The organism is Rhodococcus sp. BP-316 (assembly GCF_019836105.1).
Classification (GTDB): domain Bacteria; phylum Actinomycetota; class Actinomycetes; order Mycobacteriales; family Mycobacteriaceae; genus Rhodococcoides.
In genome coordinates, this window is the sequence record NZ_JABUEE010000017.1 from 14,795 (window position 1) to 31,559 (window position 16,765).

The 16,765-nt window shown below is 68.8% G+C and carries 16 protein-coding genes and 1 tRNA gene; 10 read left to right on the forward strand and 7 right to left on the reverse strand.

What is annotated here, in order from left to right; translation table 11 throughout:
* The first annotated feature begins 28 nt into the window (after positions 1-28).
* Positions 29-1,597, forward strand: a complete 1,569-nt coding sequence (locus HQ312_RS21645; protein WP_222641577.1) for a carboxylesterase/lipase family protein — start codon at positions 29-31, stop codon at positions 1,595-1,597.
* 4 nt (positions 1,598-1,601) lie between these two features.
* On the opposite strand, the gene HQ312_RS21650 is transcribed toward HQ312_RS21645, so the two are convergent.
* Positions 1,602-2,468 carry an Fpg/Nei family DNA glycosylase gene (locus HQ312_RS21650; RefSeq protein WP_222641579.1) on the reverse strand — a complete coding sequence of 289 codons (867 nt, stop codon included), beginning with the start codon at positions 2,466-2,468 and terminating at the stop codon, positions 1,602-1,604.
* Between the two features lie 20 nt (positions 2,469-2,488).
* A complete protein-coding gene (gene cobF / locus HQ312_RS21655) occupies positions 2,489-3,235 on the reverse strand; it encodes a precorrin-6A synthase (deacetylating) (RefSeq protein WP_027504170.1) in 747 nt (248 codons plus the stop codon).
* A gap of 23 nt (positions 3,236-3,258) precedes the next feature.
* On the opposite strand from cobF, the gene HQ312_RS21660 reads away from it, so the two are divergent.
* From HQ312_RS21660 to HQ312_RS21670, 3 genes are read left to right on the forward strand one after another with little or no spacing between them, the layout of a single operon-like run.
* A complete protein-coding gene (locus HQ312_RS21660; RefSeq protein ID WP_222627723.1) occupies positions 3,259-4,056 on the forward strand; it encodes a thymidylate synthase in 798 nt (265 codons plus the stop codon).
* Entirely contained in the window at positions 4,053-4,532 is a 480-nt protein-coding gene (locus tag HQ312_RS21665; RefSeq protein ID WP_027504172.1) for a dihydrofolate reductase, read from the forward strand. Before HQ312_RS21660 ends, HQ312_RS21665 begins: the two co-directional genes overlap by 4 nt.
* 40 nt (positions 4,533-4,572) lie before the next feature.
* Positions 4,573-4,899: a cupin domain-containing protein gene (locus tag HQ312_RS21670; protein WP_027504173.1), complete on the forward strand. Its 327-nt coding sequence runs from the start codon at positions 4,573-4,575 to the stop codon at positions 4,897-4,899.
* Positions 4,900-4,920: 21 nt separating this feature from the next.
* Here HQ312_RS21670 and HQ312_RS21675 read toward each other — a convergent pair whose 3' ends face one another.
* Entirely contained in the window at positions 4,921-5,874 is a 954-nt protein-coding gene (locus HQ312_RS21675; RefSeq protein WP_027504174.1) for an acyl-ACP desaturase, read from the reverse strand.
* A 321-nt stretch (positions 5,875-6,195) separates the two neighbouring features.
* On the opposite strand from HQ312_RS21675, the gene HQ312_RS21680 reads away from it, so the two are divergent.
* The 4 genes from HQ312_RS21680 to HQ312_RS21695 all read left to right on the forward strand — a co-directional run bounded on the left by HQ312_RS21680 (position 6,196) and on the right by HQ312_RS21695 (position 10,171).
* Complete coding sequence (locus HQ312_RS21680) at positions 6,196-7,437, forward strand: CdaR family transcriptional regulator (RefSeq protein ID WP_307095423.1); 1,242 nt, start codon at positions 6,196-6,198, stop codon at positions 7,435-7,437.
* Between the two features lie 54 nt (positions 7,438-7,491).
* Positions 7,492-7,564: transfer RNA gene (locus HQ312_RS21685), tRNA-Arg, on the forward strand.
* A gap of 25 nt (positions 7,565-7,589) precedes the next feature.
* On the forward strand, positions 7,590-8,486 hold the full coding sequence (locus HQ312_RS21690; protein WP_222641581.1) for a DUF3089 domain-containing protein: 897 nt from the start codon (positions 7,590-7,592) through the stop codon (positions 8,484-8,486).
* Positions 8,487-8,833: 347 nt separating this feature from the next.
* Positions 8,834-10,171 carry a DEAD/DEAH box helicase gene (locus tag HQ312_RS21695; RefSeq protein ID WP_222641583.1) on the forward strand — a complete coding sequence of 446 codons (1,338 nt, stop codon included), beginning with the start codon at positions 8,834-8,836 and terminating at the stop codon, positions 10,169-10,171.
* Here the strand turns inward: HQ312_RS21695 and HQ312_RS21700 are convergent.
* A complete protein-coding gene (locus HQ312_RS21700) occupies positions 10,151-11,434 on the reverse strand; it encodes an MFS transporter (RefSeq protein ID WP_222641586.1) in 1,284 nt (427 codons plus the stop codon). The two genes, HQ312_RS21695 and HQ312_RS21700, sit on opposite strands and share 21 nt — an antisense overlap.
* A 141-nt stretch (positions 11,435-11,575) precedes the next feature.
* Between HQ312_RS21700 and HQ312_RS21705 the strand changes: the two genes are divergently transcribed.
* Positions 11,576-13,564 (forward strand): DUF2232 domain-containing protein, encoded by a 1,989-nt coding sequence (locus HQ312_RS21705; RefSeq protein WP_222641588.1) that lies wholly within the window; start codon positions 11,576-11,578, stop codon positions 13,562-13,564.
* On the forward strand, positions 13,561-14,292 hold the full coding sequence (locus tag HQ312_RS21710) for an energy-coupling factor transporter transmembrane protein EcfT (protein ID WP_222641590.1): 732 nt from the start codon (positions 13,561-13,563) through the stop codon (positions 14,290-14,292). The genes HQ312_RS21705 and HQ312_RS21710 overlap by 4 nt, the downstream gene beginning before the upstream one ends.
* A gap of 3 nt (positions 14,293-14,295) precedes the next feature.
* Here HQ312_RS21710 and HQ312_RS21715 read toward each other — a convergent pair whose 3' ends face one another.
* The 3 genes from HQ312_RS21715 to HQ312_RS21725 form a co-directional block, all read right to left on the reverse strand.
* Positions 14,296-14,727 carry an SRPBCC family protein gene (locus HQ312_RS21715; protein WP_056446917.1) on the reverse strand — a complete coding sequence of 144 codons (432 nt, stop codon included), beginning with the start codon at positions 14,725-14,727 and terminating at the stop codon, positions 14,296-14,298.
* 68 nt (positions 14,728-14,795) lie between these two features.
* The gene (locus HQ312_RS21720) at positions 14,796-16,457 is read right to left on the reverse strand and encodes a cation acetate symporter (RefSeq protein WP_231476145.1); all 1,662 of its coding nucleotides are present in this window, start codon (positions 16,455-16,457) and stop codon (positions 14,796-14,798) included.
* A partial coding sequence (locus tag HQ312_RS21725; protein ID WP_222641592.1) for a DUF485 domain-containing protein occupies positions 16,454-16,765 on the reverse strand: 312 nt, incomplete at its 5' end. The genes HQ312_RS21725 and HQ312_RS21720, both read right to left, overlap by 4 nt.

Consider the following 16,765-nt stretch of genomic DNA (forward strand, 5'->3'; position numbering starts at 1 on the left):
TCACTCGGCTCTCCGTATAGTCGGCCGGATGGGGCAGGGAGACTTTTCGACAGAGATCACCACGAGCGAGGGGCGGGTCCGCGGATTCGTCGCGCGCGGTATCGCGCAGTGGCGGGGCATCCCGTACGCGCAGCCGCCGGTCGGACCGCTGCGGTTGCGCGCACCGCAGCCGCCGACGGCGTGGGAGGGCGTCCGGGACGCCACCCGCTGGGGTGACGCGGCGGTCCAGGACTCGGGCCGCTCCCCCATCGGTCCCATCAAGGGACAGGGCACCAGTGAGGACTGCCTGACACTGAACGTCAGCGCGCCGGCCACCACGCCCGCCGGCCCCCGCCCCGTCATGGTGTTCATCCACGGCGGCGCCTACACGCTGGGAACGTCGGCCACCTCCATGTACTCGGGCACGTCGCTGGTCCGCCGCGGCGACATCGTCTACGTCTCGCTCAACTACCGGCTCGGCGCCCTCGGGTACCTCGACTTCCGACAGTTCTCGACGCCCGACCGGACCTTCGACAGCAATCTCGGGCTGCGGGACCAGGTCGCCGCGCTGCAGTGGGTCCAGCGCAACATCGCCGCATTCGGCGGCGATCCGGACAACGTCACCATCTTCGGCGAATCGGCCGGCGGCAACGCCGTCACCACGTTGACGACCGTGCCCGCCACGAAGGGCCTCTTCCACAAGGCCATCTCGCAGAGCTCGGCGCCGGGCATGGTCGCCACGTCCGACCGTAGCGAGAAGTGGGGACGCGACTTCGTCGAGTTGCTCGGTGCCACTCCGGACACCGCCGCCGACGCGCTCGCGGGAGCCGACTTCGCCGACCTGCTGAAGGCGGCTCACCGGCTGGGTTCGAAGAGCCTGAAGGAGACTCCGGGGCTCATTCCGTTCGGCCCCAGCGTCGACGGGGACTACGTGCCGGAGGCGCCGCTCGAGGCGTACCGATCGGGCCGCGCGCATCCCGTCCCGATGATCATCGGCAGCAACGAGCACGAGGGCACCCTGTTCCCCAAGTGGCTCGACGCCCTTCCCACGAATGCCGAGCGCATCGACCGCCTGTTCGCGAACACCGACCCGTCGGCCAGGGATCGCATTCTCGCCGAGTACCCCGGGTACCCGAAGGGCCTGTCCGCCATCGACTTCGGCGGCGACATCACCTTCTGGCGACCGTCGCTCGAGATCGCGGACGCGCACACCGAGCACGCGCCCACCTACGTGTACCGCTACGACTACTCGCCGAGGTTGTTCGACCTGCTGAAGCTGTACTCGACGCACGGTTCCGAACTGTTCGCCGTGTTCGGCGTCTACCGCTCCCGCGTCGGGAAGTTCTTCGCGATCCTGGGCGACTGGGTCAGCTCGGTGGCCGTCACCGACGAGGTGCAGAAGCAGTGGCTCGCCTTCGCGAGAACCGGTGCGCCCGAGGCGGACTGGACTCAGTACGAGGTGCCCGGGCGCGCCACTCGGATCTTCGACAGCGCGACGCGGATGGAGAACGATCCGCTCGGGTCCCGTCGCGCTGCGTGGGAGGGCTTCAGCGGCTACGACACACCGACCGGATCCTCGGCCGGTACGGAGAACGAGTCGTCGCAGGACTTCCGCTGATCGGCTACTTCACGAGACGGGACAGACGGCGGTCGGCGAGAATCCGGCCGCCGGTCTGGCACGTGGGGCAGTACTGGAACGACCGGTCGACGTAGGAGACCTCGCGAACGGTGTCACCGCAGACCGGGCAGGGCATGCCCGTCCGCGCGTGCACCCGCATACCGGACCGCTTCTCGCCCTTGAGCCGTGCCGCGTCCTGACCCTCGGACCGCGCGACGGCGTCGAGCAGGACCGAGCGCATCGTGGTCCACAGCAGCGTCACCGACTCGGGGGTGAGCGAGGCGGTGGTGGCGAACGGCGAGAGCTTCGCGGTGTGCAGGATCTCGTCGCTGTAGGCATTGCCGATCCCGGCGAGCAGTTGCTGATCCACCAATGCGGTCTTGAGCCGAGAACTCCTGCGGGCGAGTAGTTCCGCGAACTCCGGCTCCGTCACCGCGAGGGCGTCCGGGCCCAGGCGGGCGATGCCGGGCACCTCCTGCGGGTCGCGCACGACCCACACGGCGAGCCGCTTGCGCGTCCCCGCCTCGGTGAGGTCGAACGCGGGCGTGAGCCCCTCCGGCGTGAAGAGATGGACACGGAGTGCGAGCGGCCCCTTGCCCGGCTTGGGCGGCGCCGACGACGGATTGTCCGTCCACCGCAGCCAGCCACCGCGCGACAGATGCGTGACGAGCCAGAGCCCGCCGGCCTCGATGCCGAGGTGCTTGCCCCACCGGGCCGCGCCCGTGATGTCCTTGCCCTGCAGATCGGTGACCGGCGGGTCGAAGGTCTTGAGAACGCTCAACGCGGCCACGTCGATCCGCCCGATCACCGCTCCCAGCGCATGCTCACGGAGGAAGCCCGCGAGAGCCTCGACCTCGGGTAATTCCGGCACACCTCGACCCTAATCGGAAGTCACGGTCGATGGACGAGATAGGTGTCCATCACCCAGCCGGCCTCGGCCCGCAGAGCCGCCCGGCGCGCGACGATCTCGTCCCCGATGTCGTCGACGGGGCCCGCCAGGGTCACCTCGCCGGGCGTGCCCAGGTTCGCACCCCACCACACGTTCCACCCGGGCAGCGACCGGAAGCTGCAGTCCGAGTCGAGCATCACCACGGCCGCCGTGACGCCGTCGGGCAGGCCCTCGTCACGAAGCCGGCGACCGGTGGTGGTGAGGACCGGCTCCCCCACTCGGTTCATCACGATGCGGTGCGCGGCCGCGAGCGCCGACGGACTGGTGACACCTGGGATCACCGAGACCTCGAACGGGCTGTCGAGCACCGCGCGCACCCGCTCCACCACGCGCAACGTGCTGTCGTAGAGCGACGGGTCGCCCCACACCAGCATTGCGCCGACCGACTCGGACGGCTCCGCGTCCACGAGGTCGGCGAGCATCCGGGCGCGGAGGTCGTGCCAGGTGTCGACGGCGTCGTCGTAGTCCGACGGCGCGCGGTCGCGCGGCGGATCGGTGAACTCGACCACGCGATGGTCGGTCGGCACGTGCTCGCGCAGGATGCGGGTGCGGACGTCGACCAACTCCTGCTTTTGCGCGCCCTTGTCGATGACGAAGAAGACGTCGACGGTGTTCATCGCCTTGATCGCCGCGACGGTCACCTGGTCGGGATCCCCCGCGCCGATACCGATCACGTGCATGGTCCTCATGGGCCTGAGCCTAAGGTGTAGCCATGGTCGCGACGCCCTACGAGGATCTGCTCCGCCGCGTGCTCGCGGAGGGCACGCCCAAGTCCGACCGCACCGGGACCGGCACCACCAGCCTGTTCGGCCACCAGATGCGGTTCGATCTGTCCGAGGGATTCCCGCTGGTGACCACCAAGCGCGTGCATCTCAAGTCGATCGTGCACGAGCTGCTGTGGTTCCTGCGAGGCGAGTCCAACGTCGCCTACCTGCGCGAGAACGGCGTCACCATCTGGGACGAGTGGGCCGACGAGAAGGGCGACCTGGGGCCGGTCTACGGAGTGCAGTGGCGCTCGTGGCCCACACCGTCGGGCGACCACATCGATCAGATCTCGCAGGTGATCGACACCATCCGCCGCGACCCCGATTCCCGACGCATGATCGTCTCGGCCTGGAACGTGGCGGAGATCCCCGACATGGCACTGGCTCCGTGCCACGCCTTCTTCCAGTTCTACGTCGCCGACGGAAAGCTGTCGTGCCAGCTGTACCAGCGCAGCGCCGACATGTTTCTCGGCGTGCCGTTCAACATCGCGAGCTACGCCCTGCTCACGCACATGGTCGCCGCGCAGACCGGCCTCGAGGTGGGCGACTTCGTGTGGACCGGCGGCGACTGCCACATCTACGACAATCACGTAGACCAGGTGCGCGAGCAGTTGACGCGAGACGCGTTCCCCGCCCCCACGCTCCGACTCGCTCCACGTGACTCGATCTTCGCTTACACCTTCGACGACATCGAGATCGCCGACTACCAGCACCATCCCGCGATCAAGGCACCCGTAGCGGTATGACGATCGGGTTGGTGTGGGCGCAGGCGCACGGCGGCGTCATCGGCAAGGACGGCACGATTCCGTGGCGGGTGCCCGAGGACATGGCGCACTTCCGTGAGGTCACGGGATCCAGCCGCGTCGTCATGGGACGGCGTACCTGGGACTCGTTGCCCGCACGGTTCCGCCCTCTGCCGGGCCGGACGAACATCGTGCTCAGCCGTGACGCGTCCTGGTCCGCGGAGGGTGCCGCACGTGCCGCCACGATGGACGAGGCGCTGCTCGGCGGCCACGACACGTGGATCATCGGCGGCGCGGACATCTACCGGCTCGCCCTGCCGCACGCCGATGTCGTCGAGATGACCGAGATCGATCTGGACGTCCCCGGCGGCGACACGGTCGCTCCCGAGGTACCGGCATCGTTCACCCGCACCGAGGGCGCATGGCAGACGAGCAGCGCATCCGATGTTCGCTATCGATTCGTGCGCTACACGCGCTGATTCGCCGCGCCGGGGCCCGCTGAGCGGGACAATACGACGCATGGACAAGAAATCGCTGACCGCGCTCGCTCGGCAACAGCTGAAGCTGGCGAAGACCGCGTCCAGCGGACGGAGTTCGCACACCGTCTACGGCGGACATCAGCGCAGCCTGCGGCAGACCGTCGTCGGCCTGGCCGCGGGCAACTCGCTGGCCGAGCACGATCTGAACGGGGAGTCCACGGTCCTGGTCCTCAGCGGCCAGTTGCAACTGGTGAGCGGTGAGCGATCCTGGAAAGGTTCCGCGGGCGATCTCCTCGTCGTCCCCGACGCCCGCCACAGTGTGGAGGCCGTCGAGGACGTCGCGTTCCTGCTGACCGTCGCGATGTAGGACGGGCAGGCAGGAGGCCGGTCAGACGGCGATGGCTTCGCCGCGTTCGCGGTCGCGGGCGAGTGCTCGGTCGCGTGACTCCTCGAAGCGCACCGCCTGCTTCTCGAGATCGGCCAGGTAGTCGGCCACCATCTCGCGCAGCTTCTCGCCCTCGGGTCCGAAGTCGGTGCGCTCGAAGATGTCCCACTTGCGTAGCACCGGCATGATGACCTCGTCGAGGTGCTGGCGCAGGTCGTAGATGCCGTACTTCGCGATGAGGACGGCGTTGCGACGGAAGTCCGGCTGGTTGAGCCCCGGCATCTGGAAGTTCATGACGACGTCGGCGATCGCCTTCATCGTCTGATCCGGCGCGAGCTCGATGGCCGCCGAGCACATGTTGCGATAGAAGATCATGTGCAGGTTCTCGTCGGCCGCGATGCGGGCGAGCAGTGCGTCGGCGATCGGATCGTTGCAGGCCTTGCCGGTGTTGCGGTGCGACACCCGGGTGGCCAGCTCCTGGAACGTCACGTAGGCGACGCCGTGCAGCAGGTTGGCGCCCTCCATCGGCGAGTCGATACCGACCGTCATGTGCTCCATCCGCGCCTGCTCGAGCGCGACGGGATCGACGCTCCGGGTGACGACGAGATAGTCGCGCATCGCGATGCCGTGGCGGTTCTCCTCCGCGGTCCAGCGACCGACCCAGGTTCCCCAGGCCCCGTCCATCGAGAAGTTCTCGGCGAGCCCGCGGTGGTAGGAGGGCAGATTGTCCTCGGTCAGCAGGTTGGTGACCATGGCCGCCTTGGCGACCTTCGACAGCGACGACTGCTCCGGCGACCAGTCCTGGCCGCCCAGCATCGCGAAGTTCTTGCCGTCGCTCCACGGGATGTAGTCGTGGGGGTTCCACGGCTTGGCCAGCGTCAGATGGCGTTCGAGATTGGTTTCCGCTACCGGCTGCAGTTCGCGCAGCAGCTCGATCTGTGACAGCACCTGTGGCATGAGGTTCCCCCGTGACGCGTCGTGTTCCGTCGACCTGGCCGGCCGACGAGAGGTGACGCTAGGACGGGTCCGATCGGGCCACCGCCGCCTTGCGTCGATGTTGGGACGAGTCGCAGGACGGTCCGATTCCGCCTGGCTCGGGTCACAGCGCCGCGAGGAAACGCGGGACGAAACTACACATATGAACTTTTATTGCCCTACAATCTGAACTTGCGCCCCGTTTTTGTGCGAGTGACGAGCCAGTCGACCGTCGACGTGGAGGGAAACCGCCACGTGACACGGAGTGGACGTACGGCTCGCCGACCGGAAGGAACTAGTTACGTGAGTGTCGAGAACACGCAGTCGTCCCAGGCGGCTGCGGTGGAGAAGAGCACCACCGGACTCATGGTGGCAGGCCGCACCGGCGTGCCGCCACGCGACCTCGAGAACGTCGCTCGTCGGACGGTGGGTCAGCCGGCTGCGGCCACCCGCACGTCGACACTCGGCGCGACCCTCCGGGCTGACGTCACGGAACTGACGGTGTCCTGCCTGTCCATGGCCGTCGGCGTCGGCGACGCACCCACCACCTCGGACGAGGACATCGCCGAGCTCGGTGGCCGCGCGGCGCAGTGGGCCCGCGAGGGTGTTCCGCTCCGCGCCGTCCTCGGCGTCTACCACGAGGGCATTCAGATGGGCTGGGACCTGGTGTCCGAGCGCGCGACGGGCAATCTCAAGGCTGTCGCCAAGGCGTTCGTCGCCCTGTCGGAGCGCATCTCGACGGCCGCGTCGGCCAGCTACGTCGACGAACTGCAGGCCGTCGCGAGCGAGCACCACACCGCGGCGCACACCGTCGTCACCGCACTGCTCAGTGGCCACAACGCGCGTTCGGTGGCCCGCCAGTCGGGCATCGAGCTCGCCGACTCGTTCACCGTGCTGGCCGTCTCCATCGCCGCGCATCCCGACGAGTCCAACCCCGCCCTGCCGCGCGCGGTCACCGCCCGTCGCAAGCTGCGCCGCGTGCAGGCCGAGCTGGCCCTCGTGTGCGACCGCTCCCCCCTGTCGATGCTGTCCGCCGAGGGCGGCACCATTCTCGTTCCCGGCGAGCGCGACGACGAATGGGTCGCCACTCTCGTGGAGCGCATGTCCGTCGCCGCCGAGACCGCGGTCACCGCCACCGTCGCCACCAGTTCCGTCAACGACGTGCCGGCCGCCTCGGATCAGGTGCACGAGCTTCTCGACCTCGCCCAGCAGCTTCGTCGACCCGCCGGTGTCTACCGCATGACCGACCTGGTTCTCGAGTACCAGCTCACCCGCCCCGGCCCCGGCCGGGCGTACCTGTCACGCGTTCTCGTCCCGTTGGACAACTCGCCCGAGCTGCTCGAGACCCTCGAGATCCACATCAACCACGACCTCAACCGTCAGCGCTCGGCGCGTCAGCTGCACCTGCACACCAACACGGTCGACTACCGCCTCAAGCGGATCGCGCACCTCACGGGGTTCGATCCCACGCGCCCGTCCGGAATGCGGCACCTGCAGGCCGCACTGGTGGCACGCAAGCTGGAGGCCATCTCGCCCAGCGCCTGACAGACATGTCGACCCGGTAGAGTGCTGAGCGTCAGCCCGGCTCTCGCCGGGTCGGCCCTCGTAGCTCAGGGGATAGAGCAACCCTCTCCTAAAGGGTAGGTCGCAGGTTCGAATCCTGCCGAGGGCACCGAAAGCCCCGCTACAGTCCAGCCATGACGCGCGCGCTCCTCCTGGTGGCAGCCCTGCTCGGCTCACTCTTCCTGTCGGTGCCGGCCGCGTCGGCAGCACCGTCGACAACCTGGCTCTGCCGGCCCGGCACCGCGGATCCGTGTGGTGGTGGCACCGACGCCCCTGTCGACTGCTTCTACGTCTACCCCACCGCCTCTCTGCAACCGGCGCAGTCGGCGAACCTCGACGCGTCCCCCGAACTCGCCTTCGCCGCGGCGGCGCAGGCCCGCCCGTTCGACTCCGTGTGCAACGTCTGGGCTCCGGTGTACCGGCAGGCCACGCTGCTGAGCCTCGCCACGGCGGACGGCCCCGCTCGCGATGCGGCACTCGCCGAGGCCTACGTGGACATCGATCGAGCCTGGACCGATTTCCTCGCGCAACGGGACTTCAACCGTGGTGTCGTGCTGCTCGGCCACTCGCAGGGGTCTCGCATGCTGCGCACACTCCTGCAGAACCGCATCGAGCCGGATCCCGCAGCCCGAGAAGTGCTGGTGTCCGCGATCATTCCCGGCATCTCGGTGCGGACGTCGGACTTCACCACCGTCGCCCCGTGCGCGGATGCGAGCGAGACCGGTTGCGTCGTCGCGTATTCCACGTTCTCGCGCACTCCCCCGCCCGACTCCCGCTACGGCGGCGACGGCATCCTCTGCACCAACCCGGCGTCGCTCGGGGCGAATGCGAGGACGCCGGTGCTGGGGCCGTTGCCGAACCTCACGGCGCAGTGCGACGGTGACAACGTGCTCATGATCGACGGCCCCGGAGCCTCGGCCCTGCCCACGCTGCCGAACGCGACCTGGGGGCTGCACCTGCTGGACCTGACGATTCCGCAACAGACACTGGTCGATCTGGTGCGGTCGCAGAGCGCGGCGTTCACTGCCTGACCCATTTGTCGGAGCGCACACCGGTTCCGCGAACCGCACACCCGCTGCAACCTGCTGGGAGGGGTGTGCGCCCACCGGAAAGGGTGTGCACACACTGCCGATCCCGTTCCGCCACAACAACTCCACCCGGCAGAGCGTGCACGGCGCCGGCCCCACGCGCTGCGAGACGGCGGTCACAGCGACCGACCGGCTACACTGGGTCTCGCTGCTGCGCCACTGTGCGCGGCGTACGTCGTGGAATCAGCACGAATTTTTCTTACGGCGATCGGAACTGCCCACCGGCAGTCTCGCCATTCTGCGCTCCGCCACAGGAGTGCTCAGATGCCCGAAAGGCACTCGAACTCTTCATGACTTCTCCCTCCTTCGCCGACCTCGGCGTCAGTGACCGTCTCGTCCGCGCTCTCACAGCTGCCGGCATCGCGTCACCGTTCCCCATCCAGGCGGACACCCTGCCCGACACGCTGAAGGGTCGCGACGTCCTCGGACGCGGAAAGACCGGCAGCGGAAAGACTCTCGCGTTCTCCATCCCCATGGTGTCCCGCCTCGGCGAGACGTTCTCGGGCGTCCGCAAGCCCAACCGCCCGCGTGGTCTGATCCTCGCCCCCACCCGTGAGCTGGCCACCCAGATCGCTGCCGCCCTCGAGCCGCTCACCATGGCGTCGAACCTGCGCGTCACCACGATCTTCGGTGGCGTCTCGCAGGCACGCCAAGTCACCGCGCTCAGCCGCGGCGTCGACATCGTCGTCGCCTGCCCCGGTCGCCTCGAGGATCTGATGAAGCAGCGTCTGGTGACGCTGGACGACATCGAGATCACCGTGCTCGACGAGGCCGACCACATGGCGGACCTGGGCTTCCTGCCCGGCGTCACGCGCATCATGAAGGCCACACCCTCGCACGGACAGCGCATGCTGTTCTCGGCGACGCTGGACAACGGCGTCGACAAGCTGGTCAAGCAGTTCCTCACCGACCCGGTGCAGCACTCGGTCGACGAGGAGAACTCACCCGTCGCCGCGATGACCCACCACATCTTCGAGGTGGGTGGCGTCGACGGCAAGAAGGCGCTGGTCCAGCATCTCGCCTCCGGTGAGGGTCGCCGCATCCTCTTCATGCGCACCAAGCACCAGGCTCGCAAGCTGGCGCGTCAACTCACCGAGGCCGGCATCCCGTCCGTCGACCTGCACGGCAACCTGTCGCAGGCTGCACGTGACCGCAACCTCGCTGCGTTCTCCAACGGCGATGCGCGCGTGCTCGTGGCCACGGACGTCGCGGCGCGCGGTGTGCACGTCGACAACGTCGAGCTGGTCGTCCACGTCGATCCGCCCGCCGAGCACAAGGCCTACCTGCACCGCAGTGGCCGTACGGCCCGTGCGGGCAGCGCCGGCGACGTCGTCACCGTCGTCCTGCCGGAGCAGCGTCGAGACCTGTCGGTCCTGATGCGCAAGGCCAAGATCGACGCGGCGCCGCAGCGCGTGACCGTCGACTCACCGGCCGTCCAGGAGCTGGTCGGCGACGTCGCGGCCTACGTCAAGCCCGCTCCCAAGGAGGCCGCACCGGCTCCGAAGCAGCAGCAGCCCGGACGCGGACGCTCCACCCGCGGCGGTCATGCCGGCAACTCCAACGGGGGTTCGGGTCGACGTCGTCGCCCCACCACCGCGCGCAGCGAATCAGCCGGTTACCGGGGCTGATCGCCGAGCGATCCCGACGCTGAGCACCGCCGCCACGACGCAGAGACCAGCTGCGCCGAACCAGGCGGCGGTGTACTCACCGGTGGCATCGCGCACGACCCCCGCCACCACGGACGCGATGCCCGCGCCCACCTGGTGCGAAGCGAACACCCAGCCGAAGACCAGCGGCCCCTGCGTGCCGAACACCTCGCGGCAGAGAGCGATGGTGGGCGGCACCGTGGCGACCCAGTCGAGGCCGTAGACGACGATGAACACCACGATCGACGGGTGCAGGGCGTCGGACAGCAGCGCCGGCAGGAACAGCAGGGCGACGCCTCGGAAGGCGTAGTACGCGCCCAGCAGCAGTCTCGGATCCACCCGGTCGGTGAGCCAGCCCGACGCGATGGTGCCCACGATGTCGAAGATCCCTACCACGGCCAGCAGTCCGGCGGCCGTGGTCTGCGGCATGCCGTGGTCGTGCGCGGACGGGATGAAGTGCACCCCCACCAGCCCGTTAGTCGTGGCGCCGCAGATCGCGAAGCCCACCATCAACGCCCAGAACGTCCGCACGGACGACGCGTCCCGCAGTGCTCGGATCGCCCGCATCGCGGGATTCCCCGTGACGAGCACCAGGGCGGGCTGCTCGGTCGCCCCGTACGGCAGCTCCCCCACCTCCTCCGGGGAGTTCCGCAGGAACAGCAGGACGAACGGCACCACGGCCAGCGCACCGCCCGCCACGACCAGTGACGCCGTCCGCCATCCCGAGCTGTCGGCGAGCGCGGCGACCACGGGCAGGAAGATGAGCTGACCGGTCGCGGACCCGGCCGTGAGGATGCCGGACACGAGCCCGCGCCGCCGCACGAACCATCGGTCGGTGACCATGGCGGCGAAGACGAGTGCCATCGATCCGGTACCCAGGCCGATGAGCAGTCCCCACGTCAGCAGGATCTGCCACGGCGCTGTGACGAACACGGTGAGGGCGCTGCCCAGGGCCACGACGGTGAGGGCGACGGACGTCACCGTCCGGATGCCGAAGCGGTCCATCAGTGCCGCCGCGAACGGTGCGGTCAGCCCGAAGAGCAGCAGGTTGAAACCCACCGCCGCGGACAGCACGCCGCGCGACCAGCCGAACTCGTCGGTGATCGGCACCATCAGCACCGACGGAGCGGCGCGGAACCCCGCGGCCCCGAGGAGTGCGAGGAACGCCACGGCGGCGACGATCCAGGCCCGGTGCACGCGTCTCGGGCGCGTGATCTGCACGGCGGCGTCGGAGTCGGACGTCATGGCTCACTTTCTCGTTCCGCGGGTCTCCGTCGGAACGGGAACCGGACACGCCGGTGGCACACTCGAGGGGTGAGATCCAGGACGGCCACAGGTCGCGGTACGAAGACGCTACACCCGGACGAACTCGCGACCGGATCGGTGATGACCGCCCTCGCCGTCGCGTTCTCGGTGATCGGCGCTCTCATTCCCGTGGCGGGTGCGCTGCAGATCGTCGCCATCGTCCCGTTGGCCGTCATCGCCCACCGCCACCGCCTGCGGGCACTGGCCGTCGCCGGTACCGCCGGCATGCTCGTGTCGTTCGTCGCGGGCGGGTTCAGCACCGCGCTGACCATGACGATCTCCGGAGTGCTGGCAGGCATCGTGGGAGTGAGCGTCCGACGCGGACGTGGGTTCACGTCGGTGCTCACCCTCTCGCTGCTCACCGGCGCCGCGGTGGGCGCCCTCTCCGTGCTGATGCTGCTGATCCTCAGCGGACTGCGCGAGCTGTTCCTCACCGTCCTCGACAACTCGATCCGCGGCAGCGCGGACATCGTCGGCAGGATCGCACCCGCCGAGGACGTCGCCACCGCCGTGGCCGACTACGCCTCCTTCGCCCTGGGGTACTGGTGGGTGCTCGTCTTCGTCTCGGCGCTGATGTCGACGGCCGTCAGCGGCGTCGTCGCGTGGTGGGTGCTGCGCGCCACCCTGTCCCGCCTCGGCGAGCTGGAGTCGCGGGGCGAGTTGCCCGACGTCGTGGTCACCCCCGACGACGCGGCCGCACCGCACCCCGTGCCCGTGCGGTTGTCGGGCGTGACCTACCGCTACCGGGGCGGTCACGACGACGCGCTGGGCCCACTCGATCTCGAGATCGTGCCCGGCCGTTTCGTGGCCGTCGTCGGCGCCAACGGATCCGGCAAGTCGACCCTCGCTCGCATCCTGGTGGGCACCGAGCCGACGGGCGGCCGGATCGACCGGACGGGTTCCACCGGGCTCGGCCTGATCGGCGGAACCGCGATGATCCTGCAGCACCCCGAGTCCCAGATCCTCGGCACCCGCGTGGCCGACGACGTCGTGTGGGGCCTGCCGGCGGCGGCGCGGCCGACACCGGACCGTGTCGAGGCCCTGCTCGCCGAAGTGGGCCTGGCCGGGTACGGGCTGCGCGACACCGGCAGCCTGTCCGGTGGCGAACTGCAGCGCCTCGCCGTCGCCGCGGCACTGGCTCGCGAACCACGGCTGCTGGTCGCCGACGAGGCCACCGCGATGATCGACCCGGAGGGTCAGCGCGATCTCGTCGAACTGCTCGCCCGGCTCCCCCGTCGCCACGGCATGGCCGTCGTCCTCATCACCCATCGCGCGACCGAGGCAGCGCTGGCCGACGACGTCGTACGGCTCCACCGCGGCCGCCGGGTGATGCACGACCCGAACTGGATGTCGTCGACTCCGCTGCGGACGGATCCGCTGCCGCCGCCCGGACCACCGTTACTGGTGCTGCGCGGCGTCGGACACGTGTACGACCGGCGCGGTCCGTGGGCCACCCGCGCGCTCGAGGGAATCGACCTCACGGTGCATCGCGGCGAGGGGTTGCTCGTCATCGGCGGCAACGGCTCCGGCAAATCCACGCTGGCCTGGATCATGGCCGGCCTGACGAAGCCCTCCGAGGGCACGTGCGAGCTCTCGGGCAAGGCCACGTCGTCGTCCGTCGGCACCGTCGCGCTCTCGTTCCAGCACGCTCGGTTGCAACTGCAGCGCCGCACCGTGTCCGAGGACATCGAGGCCGCGGGAGGAACCGACGTGGGCACCATCGATGTCAGCCGCGTTCTCGACCAGGTGGGACTCGATCGCCGCATCGCGGGCGCGCGTGTCGACGAACTGAGTGGCGGGCAGATGCGGCGCGTCGCGCTGGCCGGACTTCTGGTGGGCAAGCCGGACGTCCTGGTGCTCGACGAACCGCTCGCCGGACTCGATCCGCCGGGTCGAGGGGAGATCACCGCCCTGCTCACCCATCTGCGCCGCACGGGGCTCACCCTCGTCATCATCTCGCACGACGTCGACACCCTGGCGTCCGTCCGCTCGCGCACCGTCGTGCTCGACCACGGCACCGTGGCGCCCGAGTCCACGAACGACACCATCGAACGAGGAGCGACCCGGTGAGAGGCACACTGCTCCGCGAACTTCCGCGGGAGACGTCGGTCCACCGACTCTGGGCGGGAACGAAACTCGTGGCGGTCACGCTGCTGGGCGGGTCGCTGGTGGTCTACCCGACCTGGCCGATGCTCGCCGCGGTGTCCGTCGTCCTGCTGCTCGCGGCGATCGCCGCGCGGGTCCCGGTGTTCGCGATCCCCGTTCCGCCGTGGTGGCTCTGGGGACTGGTCGCGTTCGGTGCCGCAGTGAACGTGGTGGTCGGCGTCGACGCCGTGTGGATCTACTTCCGCGGCATCCTGTTCGGCGTCGTGCTGCTGTGGGCGACGCTCACCGTGGCCTGGACGACGTCGATGGCGGACATCGCACCGGCCATCGCCACTCTGTTGTCGCCCCTGCGCAGAGTCGGTGCGCCCGTGGACGAGTGGGCCGTCTCGATGGCTCTGCTGCTGCGGTCGCTGCCGATGTTGGTCGACGACGTCTACACGCTGGTGGCCGCACGCAAGCTGCGACCCCGCAAGAGCACGCGCAGCGGCAAGACGCAGGACACATTCCTCATCGACATCATGGCCGCCATCATGTCGGTGGCCATCCGGCGGTCGGCCGACATGGGCGAGGCGATCGCGGTGCGCGGCGGCAGCGGCAGCATCACGTCGGGCCGACGTCGCCCGCACGGATCCGACGCGGTCGCCCTGGTGCTGGTGATCGCCGCGTGCGCGACGGGGGTCGTACTGTCCTGACGCTCAGGAGAAGACGGTGACGAACGTGTCGACGGACTTCTCGATGTCGCCCTTGAGCGCCCGCGCCACACCGGATCCCACGGGACCGAACAGGGGCGCGCCGCCGAGATCGATCGTCATCTTCAGCTCGGAGCCGTCCTTCTTCTCCGCGACGGTGAGCTTCAGCGAGACCTTGACCCCGCCCTTGCCCGCGCCCTTCAGTTCGAGCTCGCGCGGCGGGGAGTACTTCTTCACGGTCCACTGCACCCGGTTCCGCATGCCCTTGACCGACACCACGGACGCCATCTGCGTGCCCTCGGACAGTTCGGCGGGCAGGTCACTGCGCCACCCGTCGTGAATGCTGAGCCATTCCTCGTACCGCGTCAGATCGGATGCGCCGTTCCAGGCATCCTCCGCGGACAGAGGAACGATGCGGACCACCTCGAGTTTCGCCACGCCGTGAACACTAGCGCGTGACGACACCCGCGGTGGCCCGCATCGTGTCCGAACTTCCAGGACGAATCCTAGTGAGCGACCGGCTTCTCGGCGCCGACGCCGGTGAGGGATCGCACCTCCATCTCCGCCGCCTTGTCGGTGCTCTCGTTGTCCTTGCTCGTCAGCGTTCCCACGATGCCGAGGATGAAGGCGAGCGGGATCGAGACGATGCCCGGGTTCGACAGGGGGAACCAGGCGAAGTCCGAGCCCTTGATCATCGCCGTCGCCGAGCCGGACACGGCCGGGGAGAAGATGATGAGCACGATGGTGGAGATCAGACCGCCGTACATGCTCCACAGCGCGCCGCGCGTGGTGAAGCGTCGCCAGAAGAGCGAGTACAGGATGGTCGGCAGGTTGGCCGCCGCGGCGACCGCGAAGGCCAGCGCCACGAGGAAGGCGATGTTCTGTCCGTTGGCCAGGATGCCGCCACCGATGGCGAGGATGCCGATGACGACGGCGGTGATGCGGGAGACCTGGACCTGCTTCTTGTCGTCGACCTTGCCCTTCTTGATGACACCGGCGTAGATGTCGTGAGCGAAGGACGCGGACGCGGTGATGGTGAGGCCGGCGACGACCGCGAGGATCGTCGCGAAGGCGACCGCCGAGATGACGCCCAGCAGGATCACGCCGCCGAGTTCGAACGCGAGAAGCGGTGCGGCAGCGTTCTGACCGCCGGCCGCGGCGAGGATGCGGTCCGGTCCGACAATGGCGGCGGCGCCGTAGCCGAGCACCAGCGTGAAGAGGTAGAACGCACCGATCAGCGCGATGGCCCACACGACGCTGCGACGGGCTTCCTTGGCGGTGGGCACCGTGTAGAAGCGCATGAGCACGTGCGGCAGGCCGGCCGTGCCGAGCACCAGGGCGATACCGAGCGAGACAAAGTTCAGCTGCGACGTGGCCGAGCCGCCGTACTGGGCGCCGGGGGCGAGAACGTCACGCGCGGCGACGGTCTCGGAGACCGAGTCGCCGACCATGGTCTGCGCGCTGCCGAGGATCTCGGACAGGTTGAAGCCGAACTTGGCCAGCACCATCACCGTCATGAGACCGGCACCGGCGATGAGCAGCGCGGCCTTGATGATCTGCACCCAGGTGGTGCCCTTCATACCGCCGACGAGGACGTAGACGATCATCAGGACGCCGACGACCGCGATGACGATGGACTGTCCCGTGCGATCCGAGATGTCGAGGAGCAGTGCGACGAGGCCGCCGGCTCCGGCCATCTGCGCGAGCAGGTAGAAGAACGACACCGTGAGTGTCGACAACGCGGCGGCGGTACGCACCGGGCCCTGCTTGAGGCGGAAGCTCAGCACGTCGGCCATCGTGAACTTGCCGGTGTTGCGCAACATCTCGGCGACGAGAAGCAGGGCGACGAGCCACGCGACGAGGAAGCCGATGGAGTACAGGAAGCCGTCGTAACCGTAGACGGCGATGGCGCCCGCGATGCCGAGGAAGCTCGCCGCGGAGAGGTAGTCACCGGCGATGGCGACACCGTTCTGCGGTCCGGAGAAGCCGCCGCCCGCGGTGAAGAACTCCGCAGAGGTGGCGTTCTTCTTACTGGCCTTGATCACCACGGCCATGGTCACGATGACGAAGACCGCGAAGATCGAGATGTTGACGAGCGGGCTGCCGACGGTCTCGGCCTCGATCGTCTGCTGGGCCAGGAACTGCTGCGCGGCAGAGTAGGTGGTCACTGGAGGGGTCCTTCGAGTTCGTCGCGGATCTTCGCGGCACGGGGGTCGAGCTCACGGTTCGCGAACTTCACGTAGATGCCGGTGATGGCGAACGTCGTCACGAACTGTCCGAGTCCGAGCAGCAGTCCGACGTTGATGTTGCCGAAGACGCGGGTGGCCATGAAGTCGTGTGCGTACGCCCCGAGGAGCACGTACGTCGTGTACCAGATGAGGAAGAAGGCGGCCATCGGGAAGACGAAGCCGCGCAGGCGCTTCTTGAGTTCCTGGAACTCGGGCGTGGCCTGCATGTCGACGAAGTCCTGGGGGGA

Coding starts and splice junctions, on each gene's coding strand:
- HQ312_RS21645 (WP_222641577.1), top strand. CDS start 29: ATGGGGCAGGGAGACTTTTCGACAGAGATCACCACGAGCGAGGGGCGG.
- cobF (WP_027504170.1), bottom strand. CDS start 3,235: ATGAGGACCATGCACGTGATCGGTATCGGCGCGGGGGATCCCGACCAG.
- HQ312_RS21660 (WP_222627723.1), top strand. CDS start 3,259: ATGGTCGCGACGCCCTACGAGGATCTGCTCCGCCGCGTGCTCGCGGAG.
- HQ312_RS21665 (WP_027504172.1), top strand. CDS start 4,053: ATGACGATCGGGTTGGTGTGGGCGCAGGCGCACGGCGGCGTCATCGGC.
- HQ312_RS21670 (WP_027504173.1), top strand. CDS start 4,573: ATGGACAAGAAATCGCTGACCGCGCTCGCTCGGCAACAGCTGAAGCTG.
- HQ312_RS21675 (WP_027504174.1), bottom strand. CDS start 5,874: ATGCCACAGGTGCTGTCACAGATCGAGCTGCTGCGCGAACTGCAGCCG.
- HQ312_RS21690 (WP_222641581.1), top strand. CDS start 7,590: ATGACGCGCGCGCTCCTCCTGGTGGCAGCCCTGCTCGGCTCACTCTTC.
- HQ312_RS21695 (WP_222641583.1), top strand. CDS start 8,834: ATGACTTCTCCCTCCTTCGCCGACCTCGGCGTCAGTGACCGTCTCGTC.
- HQ312_RS21700 (WP_222641586.1), bottom strand. CDS start 11,434: ATGACGTCCGACTCCGACGCCGCCGTGCAGATCACGCGCCCGAGACGC.
- HQ312_RS21705 (WP_222641588.1), top strand. CDS start 11,576: ATGACCGCCCTCGCCGTCGCGTTCTCGGTGATCGGCGCTCTCATTCCC.